This window comes from Sphingobium wenxiniae (assembly GCF_007830065.1).
GTDB lineage: Bacteria > Pseudomonadota > Alphaproteobacteria > Sphingomonadales > Sphingomonadaceae > Sphingobium > Sphingobium wenxiniae.
Genome location: NZ_VLKK01000006.1, coordinates 118,009 through 132,606, shown reverse-complemented (window position 1 = coordinate 132,606; position 14,598 = coordinate 118,009). Strand labels below are relative to the sequence as shown.

The following is a 14,598-nucleotide window of genomic DNA, read 5'->3' as shown; positions in this document are numbered from 1 at the left end:
CTCGCCCATGACCATGCTGTGCATCACCGTCGATACCGAATTGTCCGCCGCGCTTTTCCAGCGCGGAGCGGGGCTGGAGGAGAATCTGCGCCGATCCATATGGGGCGAGGTGGACGGCCAGCCCTATGGCATAGGCTGGCAGATGACGCTGATGGAGCGTCACGGCGTCAAGGGCGTCTTCTTTCTCGATCCGATGCCCGCGCTTGTCTACGGCCCCGACTTCCTGCGGTCCATCGTCGCCGCTGTCGTCGAGCGCGGCCATGAAATCCAGCTCCATGTCCATACCGAATGGCTGCAATGGGCGAAGGCATCGCCGGTGGAGGGGCGGCAGGGCCGGAATATCGGCGATTTTTCCCTGGCCGACCAGACGCGGCTTCTGGATCTCGGCAGGAATTTGCTCGAACAGGCGGGCGCGCCGGCCGTCACCGCCTTTCGCGCCGGGAATTTCGGCGCGAACGACGACACGTTGCGCGCCCTGTCCCGCGTCGGCATCCCATGGGACAGCAGCGTCAACCTGGCCTATCTGGGGAATGGCTGCGACATCCGCGTCGACGGCCTCGCCGGGCCGCATCGCAGGCTGGGCGTGATCGAACTGCCGGTTTCGGGCATAGCGGATCGTCCGGGCCGTTTCCGGCCCGCGCAGATCTGCGCCCTGTCCGCCACGGAAATGCGGGCGGGGCTGCGCCATGCCGCGCAGGAACGGCACGATGTCTTCATGGTCGTCACGCACAGCTTCGAAATGCTCTCCCGCGACCGGGAGCGGCCCAACCGCGCGGTCATGCGCCGGTTCGAGCGATTATGCCGGGAAGCGCGGCGCCTGCCGGGTATCGGGATGGGGGGCTTTGCCGATCTTCCCCTTTCGCTGGCCGACCGTGCCGCCTCCGGCTTCACATTGGCGCGGCCCAGCCGCGCGCGCACCGCGTCCCGCATGATGCAGCAGCTCTGGGCCAATTGGCGCTATGAAAGAAAGCTGGTTCCCGCATGGCGCGCCATGCCGGTGCCGTTATCGGGCGCCGCGAAAGCGCCACCGGCCCCGCCGTGGCGGCTGCGCAGCGGCCGGCGTTGAATCCACGCCTGTTTGATGGATTCAACCGGGCGGCCGCCTGCCTCTTCAGGCCCCGACCGCCACCTTGCGCCCTTCCGCCGCCGACAGCCGGATGGCGTCCAGCAGACGATGATTGTCGAGCGCCGCGGCAAAATCGGCAGGCACCGGCCTGCCGCCCCGTATCGCCTCGACCAGCCGCGCGTAATTCTGTGCGACCCCGATGGCATGGGGACCGACCGAAGCATCGGCCCAGAAGCAGTCGGCGGGCAGCTCCACGGCCGTCAGCGCGCCATCTTCCGCCACCCGCGACAGGGTCAGATCCGACATCTGGATCATCGGATTGGCCCCGGCAGCGGTGATCAGCAGCGAACCTTTCTCTCCATTGACCTCGAAGCGCAGGCCCGATCCGCCCGCCGGAAGGCCCCGCACCTCGCACGATGCGAACGCTCCCGATGCGAGGCGGCCGGAAAAGGCGAAATGATCGGGCGCCGTGCGGGCCGTCGCGCGGCCCGCATCGAACAGTTGCACCTCCGGCACCTGGATCGCCGCGGTTGCCATCAGTTCCGCGACCGGGCCGAGCACATGGCGAAAGGCATCGATCGCATGGCCGCCCGCGATGGTGAAGTAATTGCCGCCGCTCTCCAGCTTTTGCAGATATTCCATGCTGGCGGGAAACACCGGCGACCACTGGCCGGCAATGGCGAGGGAGGCGGAAAGGACGCGGCCGATCTCGCCCGCCTCGATCAGTTGCTTCAGATGCAGGATATGCGGCACCGCGCGCGCCTGCATCCCCGCCAGATGGACGACGCCCGCCGCCTGCGCGGCGGCGACCAGGCGTTCCGCCTCCGCCGTGTCGCGCGCCAGCGGCCATTCGCAATAGACATGCTTGCCCGCGTCGAGCGCGGCCATCACCAGCCGTTCGTGCTCCGGCACGCGCACGCACACGGCAACGATATCCACCGACGGATCGCGCGCCAGAGCGGCGGGATCGTCGAAGGCGAGCGGTGCGCCGAAATGCGCCGCGCTCTCTCTTGCCGTTTCCATCCGGCTGGTCCCGATCGCGGCGAGCGTGAGGTCGGGCGAGGCGGCAATGGACGGAATATGCGCCTGTCCGCCCCAGCTCCCCGCCACGCTCGCCCCGATAACGCCAACGCCCAGAAGTCCGTTCATGATCCTGTCTCCATTTCAGCGGCATAGCACGGATGGCCGGTGCTGTACCGGGCTGTATTTGTCCCGCGGATCGGCGGCGTGCGCTGCCCGGCCTGCGGCATCACCGTTCCTTGCCCGAGGCGGCGCGCAAGGGCCGCACGAAGGCGCGAATATCGCCGGTTATCAGTTGAGGTTCCTCGGCCGCCGCGAAATGCCCGCCGCGCGGCAGGATGGACCAATGCCTGAGGTCGCTGTGCGCGGCGACGAGCGAGCGCGGCAGATGCCCCAGCTCGCGCGGCAGCACGGCGATGCCGGTGGGCGCCTCGATCGCCGGGGACCGGTGATGCGCAAGCCCCATGGGTTGATGGAAAGCGGACGCCCGGTAATAGCGTATCGAGCCGGCGAAGCTGTTCGTGAACCAGAACAGCGAAAAATGGGTGAGCAGGCGGTCCTTGTCGAACCGGGTCTCCACGTCGCCGCCGCAATCGCTCCACGCCCGGCGGCGGTGCAGCATCCAGGCCGCCTGCCCGACAGGGCTGTCGTGCATCGCCCAGGCCAGCGTCTGCGGCTCGTGGATGTGGACCATGAGGTGGGTCAGGTGGCGTCCCTCGAAATCCTGCGCCTCGAACATGGCGCGCTCCTCGGACCCGAAATCGTCCGGGTCTATCGCATCGAAGGGCACGCCCGGCAGCACCGGCAGGTTCAGGTGCACGCCGATCATGGCATCGGCATGCGCATGTCCGAGGCGTGCCGATACGAATGCTCCCGCATCGCCGCCATGGGCGACGAAACGATCGTAGCCCAGGCCGCGCATCAGGCGGACCCAGAGGTCGGCGGTTTCGACATAGCCGATCCCCTCGCGCGGCAGCGGCCCTGAAAAGGCGAAACCCGGCAAGGACGGCACGATCACGTCGAAGGCGTCGGCGGGATCGCCCCCGAAGGCGGCCGGATCGGCAAGCGGGGCGATGACGTCCTGAAAATCCCAGAAGGTCCATGGCCAGCCATGGTTGAGCATGAGCGGGACCGGGTCGGGTCCCTTTCCGCGCACATGGATGAAATGGATGGGAACGCCGTCAATCTCCGTCCTGAAGTGCGGGAACGCGTTCATCCGCGCTTCCTGTGCCCGCCAGTCGAACCCGTTCCGCCAATAGGCCGCAAGGTCGCGCAGATAGGCGCCGTTGACGCCGTAGGACCAATCGGCATTGCCCAGTTCCGGCGCCCAGCGGGTGGCCGCCAGGCGCGCGCGCAGGGCGTCGATCTCTTCCTGCGGCACGGCAATCGTAAAGGGTTCGATCTTCAACGCGCGCCCTCCCGGTCAGCCCGCGGTCTGCCCCTGATCCATGCTGAGGCACGCGCCATGGAAAAAGGCGCCGCGCCCGGACCCCACATACAGGATGAAGTCCGCCACCGCTTCCGGATCGGCCTGCTCGCGGATGCCGGCATAGCGCATCAGCAGATCGACGGAGAAGCCTTCCGGCGGAACCAGATGGCCGGGCGCCGCCATCGGCGTCTTCATGCCCGCGGGCGCCACGGCATTGATCCTGACGGGCGCATGGATAAGCTCCATCGCCATCGCCTTGGTCAAGCCGATCAGCCCGGCCTTGCTGGCGCTATAGGGGCTCATATAGGCTTGTCCCTGGATGCCGGCGCTGGATGCCACGTTGACGATGCCGCCCTTTGTTTCGATCAGATGCGGCAGCGCGGCCTGCGACAGGAAGAAGGGCGCGGCGAGATTGATATCGATGATGCGCCGCCACTGCTCAGGCGTCACGGCGGCGATATAGTCCATCCGCGCGATCCCGGCGATGTTGCAGAGAAGATCGAGACGTCCGAACGCGCCGACCGCCTTTTCCACGACGGCCGCGCAGCGTTCCAGGTCCGAAAGGTCCGCGGTCAGCGTCTGTATGGAACCTGGCCCGGCCTGCGCCGCGGCTGCCGTCGCGGCCAGCCCCTCTGCCGCCACGTCGACCGCCAGCACGCCGCAGCCCGCCCGCACGAGCGCAAGCGCCGTGGCCTGCCCCAGACCCGACGCGGCCCCGGTGACAAGCGCCGCCTTGCCTGTATAATCATGCCCCATTCGATCGCCCTCCATCTCATTTATGATTAATAGTTATTCATTGGTGTATCAGTAAAGATGCGGGCCGTGCAATGGGAACCTGACCCGCCAAATCGCACGGATATGATGGGCCGTCCGGCGCCCGATTGCTACATACCAGTTGTAAGTTATTTCGTGCGCGGGACTTGCGGCACAGGCTCCGCCACGCTATTGCGTCTTCACGCCACGCTGTTCCGCACATTTCCGCGCAGGGCAGTGATAGGCCAATAAAAGACGTTGCGGGGAGGTGCTGTTTTTTGATTTTAGGCATTCCCCAAAGACGTAAAGCCGCACGATGCGACCCGAAGAACGGGCGCCGTCGTCGCGTTTGGGCAATCCACAAATAAACGATCTGGTTAATCAAGTTCCTATTTCAGGGAGGGACATATGAAAAAGTATATTCTTCTATCTTCGGCTGCCGCGTGCATGGTCATGGCGCCTACGGGTGCTTTCGCCCAGGAAACGGATACCACGCCCCAGGCCGCTGCCGGCAATGACAGCGATGCCATCATCGTGACCGCCCGCCGCCGCGCGGAAGACGTGTCGAAGGTTCCGATCGCGATCACCGCCTTTTCCGGGGACCAGCTCCAGGCAAAGGGCGTCACCAACACGCTCGAACTGACGCGGTTGACGCCTGGCCTGAACATTGCCGGCGGCGGCACCGTGGCCAATCCCTTCGTCGTGCTGCGCGGCCAGTCCAAGGCGGTCACGGGCACCGGCGCGCCCGGCGTGCTGACCTATTTCAACGACGTGCCGCTTCCGAACTACGGTTCGCTGATCCAGACGTTCGACATGGCCAACATTCAGGTCCTCAAGGGTCCGCAGGGCACGCTGTTCGGTCGTAACTCGATCGGTGGCGCGATACTGACCTATTCGCAGGCGCCGACCCATGAGTTCAGCGGTTACGGCTCGGTCGACCTCGCCTCCTACGACCGCACCCAGTTCGAGGGCGCGATCAACCTGCCCATCGTCCAGGACAAGATCGCCCTGCGCCTCGCCGGGCAGATCGGCCACGACGGCGGAAACGTGAAAACATTTCTGTTCAGTCCGTACACCATCGACATGAGCAAGCTCAATTTCGCCGATCCGGCCAACAGCCCGGGCTTCGCGACGCCGGGGCAGCTAGTGCCTTCCAATCGCAATGTCGACGAATATCGCACCGCCTCGTTCCGCGCGTCTTTGCTGATCGAGCCGACGGATTGGCTCAAAAACGTCACCGTTTTCGATCATAGCCTGATTCGGGGCATTCCGAGCACGGTCACCGCATCGTTCGGAAGCTTCAACAACGGCCTTCCGGCGATATATCAATTCTCGCCAGCCGCGATTCAGGGAAGTATCGGCGGACCGGATACGCCGCTAGATCAGCAGTTCTTCGGCAATGTCTATGCCAACGCCATCATTCCGGCGCTGGCCCAGTGCGCGACCAACCAGATCCAGTGCAATTACCAGGTCGCCGCCAACGCTTTCAGGGCGGCCGGCAATAAGTCGCGCATCCAATATGCCACGGAGGATCCCTGGGAGGCGCGCACGATCGTCAAGGGCATCACCAACACGACCTCGGTGACCCTGGGCGATCACACGCTGAAGAACATCTTCGGCTATCGCTCGGTCGACTCCTTCAGCAACACCTCGCTGAGCGGTCTGCCGCTGCCGGTCATCACCACGGCCTCGCAGGTTCGCCTGAAGCAGATCACCGAGGAGCTTCAGCTCGCCGGTTCGTTCTTCGACGACAGGCTGAAATATACGGTCGGCGGCTTCTACTACACGGAAAAGCCCGATGGTCTGGGCGGCTACCAGGCACTGGAAGTCAACGCGCTCTTCGGTCTTTCGCACTCGCTCTCGACCACCTATCTGTATAACAAGAGCAAGGCGGTCTACGGTCAGATCGACTATGCGCTGGACGCCCTGGTGGAAGGTCTGAGCTTCACGGCCGGCGCCCGTCAGACCTGGGATTCGCAGTCCGTCTGCACGACGGGCCAGACCGTCAATCCGTTCGGGCCGTCGATGCTCATTACCTCCGCCGGTGGTCAGGCTGGCATCATTCCGTCGGAAGATGCGTGCAATTCCGGTGACGTGGCGGCCGACATCACGGCAGAGTCGCTGCCCAAGGCGAAGTTCAAGAAGCTGACCTATACGTTCGGCCTGAACTGGCAGGTCACGCCTCAATTCATGGTGTATGCGACCACCCGCCGCGGCTATCGGGCGGGCGGCTACAATACGCCGATCTTCGACCCTTATCTGGCGTCCGCGCAGACCTATCAGCCCGAAACCCTGACCGATTACGAAATCGGGACGAAGTTCCGCTGGAATGCCGGCGGTATGCGGGGATCGGTCGATCTGGCCGTATTCACGGGCAAGGACAAGAACAACCAGTTGCCGATCAACACGTCCAACCTGAACGGCGGCACCTGTATTCCGGAAGCCTTGACGGGCGGCCGCGTCTCTGACTGCTCGGTCGGCGGCGTCCCCGGCGCCCTGGTTCGCCACGGCACCCAGACGACCACCGACAATGCGGGCGAAATCACGCTTCGCGGTTTCGAACTGGCGACCAGCATCACGCCGATCGAGGGGCTGACCCTCAGCGGCAATGTCGGCTATGTCGATACCAAGGTGGACAAGATCAACCTTAACCCCGCCCTTCTGAACCTTCTGACGAGCGCGGGTCGCTATGCGCCCACGACCATCATCATTCAGGGTCAGCCGAAATGGACCGTGAATGGGAACATGACCGTGGACGTTCCGGGACAGGTCCTGGGCGGCAATCTTAGCGCATCGTTGGATTTCCACTACAATACGGATTACCAGCAGGTGGAAGTCAGGGTTCCGTCCCAGCACCAGTTCGACTTGCGCGTCAGGCTGGCGGACATCGGCGAAACCGGCGTGACGGCAACCGCCTATGTCAAGAACCTGACGAACGAATATACCCGCATAGGTGGCGGCTCGACCTCGCCGTCCGGCGTCGGCGTGAGCAGCTTCATCCTCGGCCAGTCGCGGACGGTTGGCCTCCAACTGCTCTACAAATTCGGTTCATGATCTCTGGTTGAAGTTGAAGAAAGGCCCCGGGCGAAAGTCCGGGGCCTTTTCTGTTGGGACCGATGCCGCTCAGCCGGCCTTGGTGTTAGCGGCCGCCGTCAGACCGAAAGGCGGTACGGTCTGAAGCAGCTCGCGCGCCGCTTCCAATAATCGAGCGCGCGTTTCAGTCCTTCTTGCGGCCCAGTGCCGTACCTATCCCACCGCTATCCGATCGCACGGGCAAACAATCCTCCACCGTCGTCAGCATCCGCGTCCGGGCTTGCAATATCGGTATTTTTCCTCTCGCTCTGCATCATCACGGACGAAGTTATTGCGCCGTATCAAAAACATTGACTACGGCAGTAAATCAATGTTGGGGAAACATACTGTCTGCGGCAAAGGGGCCGCGCTTATAATATTATGGAGTTTGCCATGCTTCGCATCCTGTTTCCTATTCTCGCTATCGCCGCAATGGTCCCTGTCGCCGGCAGCGCCCTGGCGCAGGATGATGCGGCAACGCCGGCCGCTGCGCCTTTGACGCCCAAGGTCGGTCAGGTCGTGCGTGACGCCAAGGGCCGCCGCCTGGCCGCCATCGAGAGCATCCGCGGCGACTCCGTATATGTCATTATGGATATGCGCATGTATCGCATTCCCACATCGACGCTCAGCATGGGCGAGAAGGGTCTCCAGACGAGCCTGAACCGCTCGGATATCAACTGACCGCTGGTTAGGGCGGACATGATAGGGCGTGCCGCGCCATATCATGTCCCGCCGGCCGTACCGGCCTTATGCGCCCTGGAGCCGATAGCCCGCCCGGATCAATAGGACCGCACCTCGATCAGTTCGACGCGCGCATCGCGCGGTGTGAGCAGGAGGTTGACCAAGGCGAGTGCGGCTGACGCGGGCTGCATGCCCGCCCCCGTCCAATAACTTGCGCCCGTGACCTCGCAACGGTCGATGAAGCGCGGAAGAAGGTCGGGCGAACAGCTGGTATTGGCGGCGCCGTGGCTATGCATCCGGCCGACGCGGAAGATCGTGCAGCGAATGCCGTCCTCCCGCAATTCCTCTCCCATAAGGGTCGTCATGGTTTCGAGCGCGGCCTTGGTCGAGGTATAGATGGAAAAGAACGGCGTCGATTGGCGCACGGATTCGGACGATACATTGACGATGTCGCCATGTCCGGCCCGCCGCATCCTCGTCACGGCCTCCCGCATGCAATAGACCGCCCCGCAAAAATTGATGTGCACCAGCGGCAATATCCGCTCCGCCGTGGCCTCCTCGATCGCAAACGGCTCGAAGATCGCCGCGACGTTGACGAGCGTGGTGACCGGGCCCATCGCCTCGTCCACCTTCGCAAAGCCAGCGGCAACCGAGGCTTCGTTTCCGACATCGACGGATACGCCAAGGACGTCGCCGCCCAGATCCGCCACCGCTTCATCCAGCGACGCCTGGCTGCGCCCGAATATCGCGACCCGATATCCCTGTGCCAGCAAACCGCGCGCTACCTCCCGGCCCAGGCCAAGGCTGCCGCCCGTAACAATTGCAATCCTGTCCGACATTTCAGTTCCTCAAACAAAGTCCAGCAAAGGTCGTGCCCTGTAATGGGCTATGGTTTTCCCCTCTGGCAGCTTGTCCCGATCAAAGCGTCAAAGGCAAGGAAGGAAGAACGAGCGCGCCCACGGGCATGGAGCAGGTTAGCCATCTCAAGGGCCGCTATTTTCCAACCCGATGCACCCGTCCCGCTATCTGCCGTACCCATGGACGATTTCGTATCGAATGTGCTGGAGATATCGCGTCCGTTCATGACGACACCGCTCAGGCATCCGGGCCATGGAGGACAATCCGGTCATGCCGAAAGGCCGCGCATGACCCGTTAGGGCCATGATCATAGGATATAGCGGCGGGCCGGCGGGACGCGGTTTATTGCCGGTGCGTGCCTCATGCGGCTGCATATCGTGAGGCACCAACCCTCTTGGCGGCTCCCATCGCCTCCTCGTTCATGGGGAGGGGAGGGAAGGCCGGCCTCAGATGCTCGCCATGGCCTTTTCGATCGATCCCTGAATATCGATCTGTCCGGTCATCACGCCGCCGACGAAGCCGCCGTCGACGTTCAGGATATGGCCGTTGATGAAGCTGGCGGCATCGCTGTTCAGGAAGATCAGCGGATAAGCCTGCTCGACGGCCTTGGAGCGGCGATTGATCGGCTGAATGAACACGTCGATCATCTTGGCGCTCGCGACGGATTCGAAGTCGGGCATCATCGGCGTTTCGGTAGGCCCCGGCGCGACGCAGTTGATCCGCACGCCCTGTTTGATGGTGATCGTTCCCATCAGCATGGTCCAGAAGGAGCTGACCTCCTTGGAGAAGGCATAGCCGTCGCCGACCAGATCGGGATGCGCTTCGGCCCACGCCACCGCGCCGGCAAAGTCGGGGATCGCGATCAGTTCGCCGATTTCCCTGGCGTGCAGCATGTGGCCCATGCCCGCGGTCGACGTGATGATGCCGATGGCGCCGCCCTTCCTGATCCGGGGCAGCCATTTTTCGGTCCAGTAGCGCATGCCGATATAGTTGACCTTCATCACCTCGATGGCGGGGAAGGTCTGCGGCAGGCCCGCGCAGTTGAACAGCGCGTCGATTTCGCCGCCGATCGCCTCGACCGCCGCATCGATGGACGCGGGATCGCGAAGATCGATCTTGGTGAAGGATGCCAGCGGGACAGGCGACTCCTTGATGTCGACGCCGTGCACTTCGGCGCCTAGCGCCACCAGTTCGCGGGCCGTCGCCTCGCCCATGCCGGAAAAGCAGCCGGCCACAACGACCCGTTTGCCCTTATAAGACCAGACACTCATCCCATTTCTCCCAGAGGCTCCGTCAACGCCGGTTTTGGCCTAACTGAACGGTTCAGTATTGCAATCGAGGATTTCAAGGAAGCCGGCGTATCGGGTGATCATCTATCTGATGGATAGGGGCGATCGGGTAAAGCTGTGCGGGACGATGCGGTGCTGGGGCAGAAGGGCATGGCGCTGTCGGCGCCGTTGCGAACGGGAATCGCCCGGGCGGGCCGTGGAGGAGAGGAATATGACATCGATCGAGGAAAGGCTGGCGGCTCTGGAGCAGGAGGTGCGGCTCCAGCGCGATCACATCGAAATCCGCCAGCTCATCGCCAGCTACGGCCCGCTGGTCGATACGTCCGACCGGCTCGAACGCGCGCGCAATCTGGCGGAGCTGTGGACCGAGGACGGCGTTTACGACATCGGCGGCCTGGGCGCCTATGAAGGGCGCGAGGCGATCGCCGGCGCCTTTGAAACGCGGCATTTCAGTCAGGTGCCCGAAGGAATCTGCCATGTCATGGGCCTGCCCTATGTGACCGTCGCGGGAGACGAGGCGGTTGCACTCAACTACAGCTGCGTCTTCCAGCATGAGGGCGAGGATCGTTTCTTCCCCTGGCGCATATCCGCCAACCGGTGGGATCTGGTGCGGCGGAAGGCGCGATGGATGATCAGGCGGCGGACCAATCGGCTGATGACCGGCGATCCCGATGCCCTTGCAATGTTGCGGCACATTGACGAGATGGTGCCCTGATGCCGGTCGGGTCCCTGATGCCGGTCAGGCCATTGTGAGCCGCGACCAGAAATCGGGAGTCATGTCGACCCGGATACGGATGAGCTGACGGGATGTGAACAGCCAGCGGCCGCCGGTCTTGCGGAACGTCTCATGATAGTGGCCATAGCCGTGGAGATGTTCCTCGACATCGCCATTCCGCCACCAGAGCGAATCTTCCATCGCCCATATACCCCTGGCTTCGGTATCGGACAGGAATTCGATTTCCGCCCCGTGGCAATGATGCACCGAGGTGATCGGCGTCGGGTGGGTAAAGACCCGGGCGAGCTGCCCGGCGATCGCCTCCGGCCCGACGACGCGCCCGCGCTGGCCATCCGCGGTCATGGGCTGTTCGTCCGTGGGCAGGCTGTGCTTCCAGGTTTCGGAATAGGCATCTTCCGCGTGCAGCGAAGCGTAATCGTCCCATTGCTTGAGATCCATATAGCGCAGCTTCTTGGCGAAAATGTCCTTGATCGCCTCGATGGCGAGCAGCTTTTCGAGATCGGTCACAATTCCTCCAAACCTTTCTTCACCGCGCCGCGTCGATGCTTCCGCCGCCGTCCACCATATAGGTGTAGCCCGTCAGATAGGCGGCGCCCGGTCCCGCCAGGAAGGCGACCAGCGGCGCGACATCATCCTCGGGCGATCCCAGCCGGTTGATGGGGCTGCGCGGGCCGCTGCTGCGGACCTTGTCCAGCACGCCGCTGGTGACGGTGTCACGCGCCGCCTCGGTATCGGCGGCGGGGCATATGGCGTTGACGGTGATGCCGTAACGGCCCCATTCGCGCGCCGCGACGCGGGTCAGCGCCCGCACCGCCTCCTTCGCCATGGCATAGGGCAGGAACCCCTCCATGCCGCGCGTCCCCACGGCGGACCCCATGTTGATGATGCGCCCGCCCGACTCCCGCATATGCGGGAGACATGCCTGCATCGCCTCCAGCGCCAGGAAGGGGCTGGTGCGCATCTGGTTCTCGATCTGTGCGATGCCGACCGTTTCGACCGAACCCGTCATACCCTCGACGCTGGTGTCGGCCGCGTTGTTGATCAGGATATCGACCGGCCCCAGTTCGGCGGCGACCCGCGCAACCGCGGCCGCGGTCGCGCCGGGAGCGGTCATGTCGCAGGCAAAGCCCAGCGCCTGTCCTCCGTCCGCCCGGATGTCCGCCGCCGCCTGTTCGACCTGCGCGGCGGTACGGGAGACCACCGCCACGGCCGCGCCGTCGCCCGCCAGCCGCAGCGCGATTGCCCGCCCGAGCCCGCGTCCGCCGCCGGTGATGAGAGCGACCTTGCCGGCAAGGGGGAGGCGCTGCGTCATGCCAGGGTTTCCAGCGCCTTGCGTGAGAAGCGCACAGGTTCCTCGCCGCGCCGCAGCTTGTTCACATAGTCGGGATCGCTGATCAGCGAGCGGCCGATGGCGATCATGTCGAACTCGCCCTCGTTGAACCGCTCCATGAGGAGGGCGATATTATCGTCCGCCTGCTCGGTGCCGGTCTTCATGAACGTTTCGGACGCGGTAAAGCCCAGGCCCACGCTGCCCACCGCGATCACCGGCTTGCCGACCAGCTTCTTGGCCCAGCCGGCCAGGTTGAGCGGCGAACCTTCATAGGCGGGCTGCCAGAAGCGGCGGATGCTCGCGTCGAGTATGTCCACGCCCGCATCGACGATAGGGCCGAGCATCGCCTCCAGCTCCTGCGGCGTTTCGGTATTGCGCGCGTCATAATTGCTCGACTTGTGCTGGGAAAAGCGGAAAACGAGCGGCATGTCGTCGGGCATTTCCGCGCGGGCGGCCTTGATGACCTCCACCGCAAAAGCCGTGCGCTGCTTGTGATCGCCGCCCCAGCGGTCCGTGCGCCGGTTGCTCTCGCCCCACAGGAAGCTGTCGATCAGGTAACCGTGCGCGCCGTGCAGCGCGATCCCGTCGAAGCCGACCGCGACGGCATTTTTCACCGACCGGGCATAGGCGGCGATGGCGTCCGCGATCTCCTCCTCGCTCATCGGCCGGGTAGGCGCCAGCGCGCGTTCGATGAACTGCGGTGCGAAACTGGTCGGGCCGGGGGTGCCGATCGTCCCGGACGGGCGCAAGCTGTTCACCGGCACGTCGGGATTGCCGCCGCCATGCAGCATCCCCTGGTGGAAGAGCTGCGGGAAGATGAGGCCCCCCACGCCATGCACCTCGTCCACGACCTTCTTCCAGCCGGCCAGCGCCGCCTCGCCATGCATATGGGGCGTGCCGCCATGATCGGCCGCCAGCGGGTGGTCGACGCCGGTCGCCTCGGTGATGACAAGGCCGATCCCTCCTTCGATCCGGCGGCGGTAATAGGCCGGCGCATCGGGATGCGGCACATGGTTCTGCGCGAACATCCGGCCCATCGGCGCCATGACGGTGCGGTTGGGGATGGTCACGCCGCGTGCGGTGAGCGGCTTGAAAAGCGTGGAAGTCAGTATTGCTGTCATGTCAGGCGTCCAAGGCTGGTTACATCATAAGGAACGAAGGCTTCGCCGCTGCGCATTTTCATGACCCATTGAGGATCGCTGATGAGCGCGCGTCCAACGGCGATCATATCGAACATGCCGCGGTCGTAAAGGCGGCGTACTTCATCGAGATTGTTGACGGCGATCGTCTCGCCCCGGCCCTTGAACGTGTCCTGAAGCCAGTTGTTGAGGCCGATGCCGCCCACCGCCATGCTGGGTTTCCCGGTCAGCTTGCGCGCCCATCCGCTCAGGGTCAGGTCGGAACCCTCGAACACCGCCATGTCGAAGCGGCGGCTGCTGGCGTCGAACAGGTCGACGCCCGCATCGGACAACGCGCCCAGGATAATACCCAGCTCCTCGGGCGTGTCGGCGAAGCGCGCCTTATAGTCCTGCTGCTTGTGCTGGGAGAAGCGGAAGATGATCGGCATCGCCTCGCCGATCTCCCGCCGGATCGCGCGCACCACCTCGACGCCGAATGCGGCCCGCGCCCGTGCATCGCCGCCCCAGCGGTCGGTCCGGCGATTGGTGTCGCGCCAGAAGAAGGTGTCGATCAGATAGCCGTGCGCTCCATGGATCGCGATGCCGTCGAAGCCGATCGCGGCGGCGTTGCGCGCCGAGCGGGCAAAGGCGGCGATGACGTCGGCGATCTCCTCGTCGGTCATCGGTTCGGTGGGACCGCTCACCCGCGCGATATAGTCCGGTTCGTAGGATACCAGGCCCGGCGTGCCCCACAAGCCGGACGGCCGGTGGCCGGCCTGCTCGGGATAGGCGGAACGAAGCGGATCGCGCAGGCATCCCTGATGCCACAATTGCGGCACGATCGCCGCGCCTTGGGCATGGACCGCGTCGATCACGGCTTTCCACCCCGCGAGCGCCGCCTCGCCATGGAGTTGCGGGATGCTCGTGCCGTCGACGGAAACGGGATGGTCGATGCCCGTGCCTTCCGTGACGATCAGGCCGACGCCGCCGGCCGCGCGCTTTTGATAATAGTCCGCCACGTCCGGCCCCGGAATGCCGCCTGGTGAAAATTCCCGCGTCATCGGCGCCATTGCGATGCGGTTGCGGATCGTCAGGCCGCGCAACTGGAGCGGCAGGAAAAAGGGTGCGGCCACGGGATCGACGGACGCTTCGCGAATCTGTGTCAACATTCACCCTCCGGCATTTCCCGTGACTGAATAGCGATCATCCCGGTTGCATGTCGATTGAATATTACTCACATTGACGG

13 protein-coding genes are annotated in these 14,598 nt (G+C 64.3%); 4 read left to right on the top strand and 9 right to left on the bottom strand.

What is annotated here, in order from left to right; all coding sequences use genetic code 11:
* Window positions 1-7 precede the first annotated feature (7 nt).
* Window positions 8-1,066, top strand: coding sequence for a polysaccharide deacetylase family protein (locus IQ35_RS09920; protein WP_242003317.1), 1,059 nt, complete (start codon window positions 8-10; stop codon window positions 1,064-1,066).
* A gap of 45 nt (window positions 1,067-1,111) precedes the next feature.
* On the opposite strand, the gene IQ35_RS09915 is transcribed toward IQ35_RS09920, so the two are convergent.
* The 3 genes from IQ35_RS09915 to IQ35_RS09905 all read right to left on the bottom strand — a co-directional run bounded on the left by IQ35_RS09915 (window position 1,112) and on the right by IQ35_RS09905 (window position 4,271).
* Window positions 1,112-2,215, bottom strand: coding sequence for a Gfo/Idh/MocA family protein (locus tag IQ35_RS09915; protein ID WP_145073045.1), 1,104 nt, complete (start codon window positions 2,213-2,215; stop codon window positions 1,112-1,114).
* Between the two features lie 100 nt (window positions 2,216-2,315).
* Window positions 2,316-3,494: an epoxide hydrolase family protein gene (locus IQ35_RS09910; protein WP_145073042.1), complete on the bottom strand. Its 1,179-nt coding sequence runs from the start codon at window positions 3,492-3,494 to the stop codon at window positions 2,316-2,318.
* Between the two features lie 15 nt (window positions 3,495-3,509).
* Complete coding sequence (locus tag IQ35_RS09905) at window positions 3,510-4,271, bottom strand: SDR family NAD(P)-dependent oxidoreductase (RefSeq protein WP_031291376.1); 762 nt, start codon at window positions 4,269-4,271, stop codon at window positions 3,510-3,512.
* A gap of 405 nt (window positions 4,272-4,676) precedes the next feature.
* Here IQ35_RS09905 and IQ35_RS09900 point away from each other — a divergent pair, with 405 nt between their 5' ends.
* Window positions 4,677-7,322 carry a TonB-dependent receptor gene (locus tag IQ35_RS09900; RefSeq protein ID WP_145073039.1) on the top strand — a complete coding sequence of 882 codons (2,646 nt, stop codon included), beginning with the start codon at window positions 4,677-4,679 and terminating at the stop codon, window positions 7,320-7,322.
* A 411-nt stretch (window positions 7,323-7,733) separates the two neighbouring features.
* Window positions 7,734-8,021: a hypothetical protein gene (locus IQ35_RS09895; protein ID WP_059140327.1), complete on the top strand. Its 288-nt coding sequence runs from the start codon at window positions 7,734-7,736 to the stop codon at window positions 8,019-8,021.
* A gap of 98 nt (window positions 8,022-8,119) precedes the next feature.
* Here the strand turns inward: IQ35_RS09895 and IQ35_RS09890 are convergent, their stop codons facing one another.
* Entirely contained in the window at window positions 8,120-8,860 is a 741-nt protein-coding gene (locus IQ35_RS09890; protein WP_021245404.1) for an SDR family oxidoreductase, read from the bottom strand.
* 465 nt (window positions 8,861-9,325) lie between these two features.
* The gene (locus IQ35_RS09885; RefSeq protein WP_145073036.1) at window positions 9,326-10,150 is read right to left on the bottom strand and encodes a coniferyl-alcohol dehydrogenase; all 825 of its coding nucleotides are present in this window, start codon (window positions 10,148-10,150) and stop codon (window positions 9,326-9,328) included.
* Window positions 10,151-10,379: 229 nt separating this feature from the next.
* Between IQ35_RS09885 and IQ35_RS09880 the strand changes: the two genes are divergently transcribed.
* Window positions 10,380-10,883 carry a nuclear transport factor 2 family protein gene (locus IQ35_RS09880; protein WP_021245401.1) on the top strand — a complete coding sequence of 168 codons (504 nt, stop codon included), beginning with the start codon at window positions 10,380-10,382 and terminating at the stop codon, window positions 10,881-10,883.
* A gap of 24 nt (window positions 10,884-10,907) precedes the next feature.
* Here IQ35_RS09880 and IQ35_RS09875 read toward each other — a convergent pair whose 3' ends face one another.
* From IQ35_RS09875 to IQ35_RS09860, 4 genes are read right to left on the bottom strand one after another with little or no spacing between them, the layout of a single operon-like run.
* Complete coding sequence (locus IQ35_RS09875) at window positions 10,908-11,411, bottom strand: nuclear transport factor 2 family protein (protein ID WP_021245400.1); 504 nt, start codon at window positions 11,409-11,411, stop codon at window positions 10,908-10,910.
* A 19-nt stretch (window positions 11,412-11,430) separates the two neighbouring features.
* The gene (locus tag IQ35_RS09870; RefSeq protein ID WP_145073030.1) at window positions 11,431-12,216 is read right to left on the bottom strand and encodes an SDR family NAD(P)-dependent oxidoreductase; all 786 of its coding nucleotides are present in this window, start codon (window positions 12,214-12,216) and stop codon (window positions 11,431-11,433) included.
* Window positions 12,213-13,355 (bottom strand): oxidoreductase, encoded by a 1,143-nt coding sequence (locus IQ35_RS09865; RefSeq protein ID WP_021245398.1) that lies wholly within the window; start codon window positions 13,353-13,355, stop codon window positions 12,213-12,215. The genes IQ35_RS09870 and IQ35_RS09865 overlap by 4 nt, the downstream gene beginning before the upstream one ends.
* Window positions 13,352-14,521 carry an NADH:flavin oxidoreductase gene (locus IQ35_RS09860; protein ID WP_145073027.1) on the bottom strand — a complete coding sequence of 390 codons (1,170 nt, stop codon included), beginning with the start codon at window positions 14,519-14,521 and terminating at the stop codon, window positions 13,352-13,354. Before IQ35_RS09860 ends, IQ35_RS09865 begins: the two co-directional genes overlap by 4 nt.
* Window positions 14,522-14,598 lie beyond the last annotated feature (77 nt).

Bases quoted from the DNA above. Each gene is read 5' to 3' on its own strand.
- IQ35_RS09865 (WP_021245398.1), bottom strand. From the start codon at position 13,355: ATGACAGCAATACTGACTTCCACGCTTTTCAAGCCGCTCACCGCACGC.
- IQ35_RS09905 (WP_031291376.1), bottom strand. From the start codon at position 4,271: ATGGGGCATGATTATACAGGCAAGGCGGCGCTTGTCACCGGGGCCGCG.
- IQ35_RS09920 (WP_242003317.1), top strand. From the start codon at position 8: ATGACCATGCTGTGCATCACCGTCGATACCGAATTGTCCGCCGCGCTT.
- IQ35_RS09890 (WP_021245404.1), bottom strand. From the start codon at position 8,860: ATGTCGGACAGGATTGCAATTGTTACGGGCGGCAGCCTTGGCCTGGGC.
- IQ35_RS09860 (WP_145073027.1), bottom strand. From the start codon at position 14,521: ATGTTGACACAGATTCGCGAAGCGTCCGTCGATCCCGTGGCCGCACCC.
- IQ35_RS09895 (WP_059140327.1), top strand. From the start codon at position 7,734: ATGCTTCGCATCCTGTTTCCTATTCTCGCTATCGCCGCAATGGTCCCT.
- IQ35_RS09870 (WP_145073030.1), bottom strand. From the start codon at position 12,216: ATGACGCAGCGCCTCCCCCTTGCCGGCAAGGTCGCTCTCATCACCGGC.
- IQ35_RS09900 (WP_145073039.1), top strand. From the start codon at position 4,677: ATGAAAAAGTATATTCTTCTATCTTCGGCTGCCGCGTGCATGGTCATG.
- IQ35_RS09915 (WP_145073045.1), bottom strand. From the start codon at position 2,215: ATGAACGGACTTCTGGGCGTTGGCGTTATCGGGGCGAGCGTGGCGGGG.
- IQ35_RS09885 (WP_145073036.1), bottom strand. From the start codon at position 10,150: ATGAGTGTCTGGTCTTATAAGGGCAAACGGGTCGTTGTGGCCGGCTGC.
- IQ35_RS09880 (WP_021245401.1), top strand. From the start codon at position 10,380: ATGACATCGATCGAGGAAAGGCTGGCGGCTCTGGAGCAGGAGGTGCGG.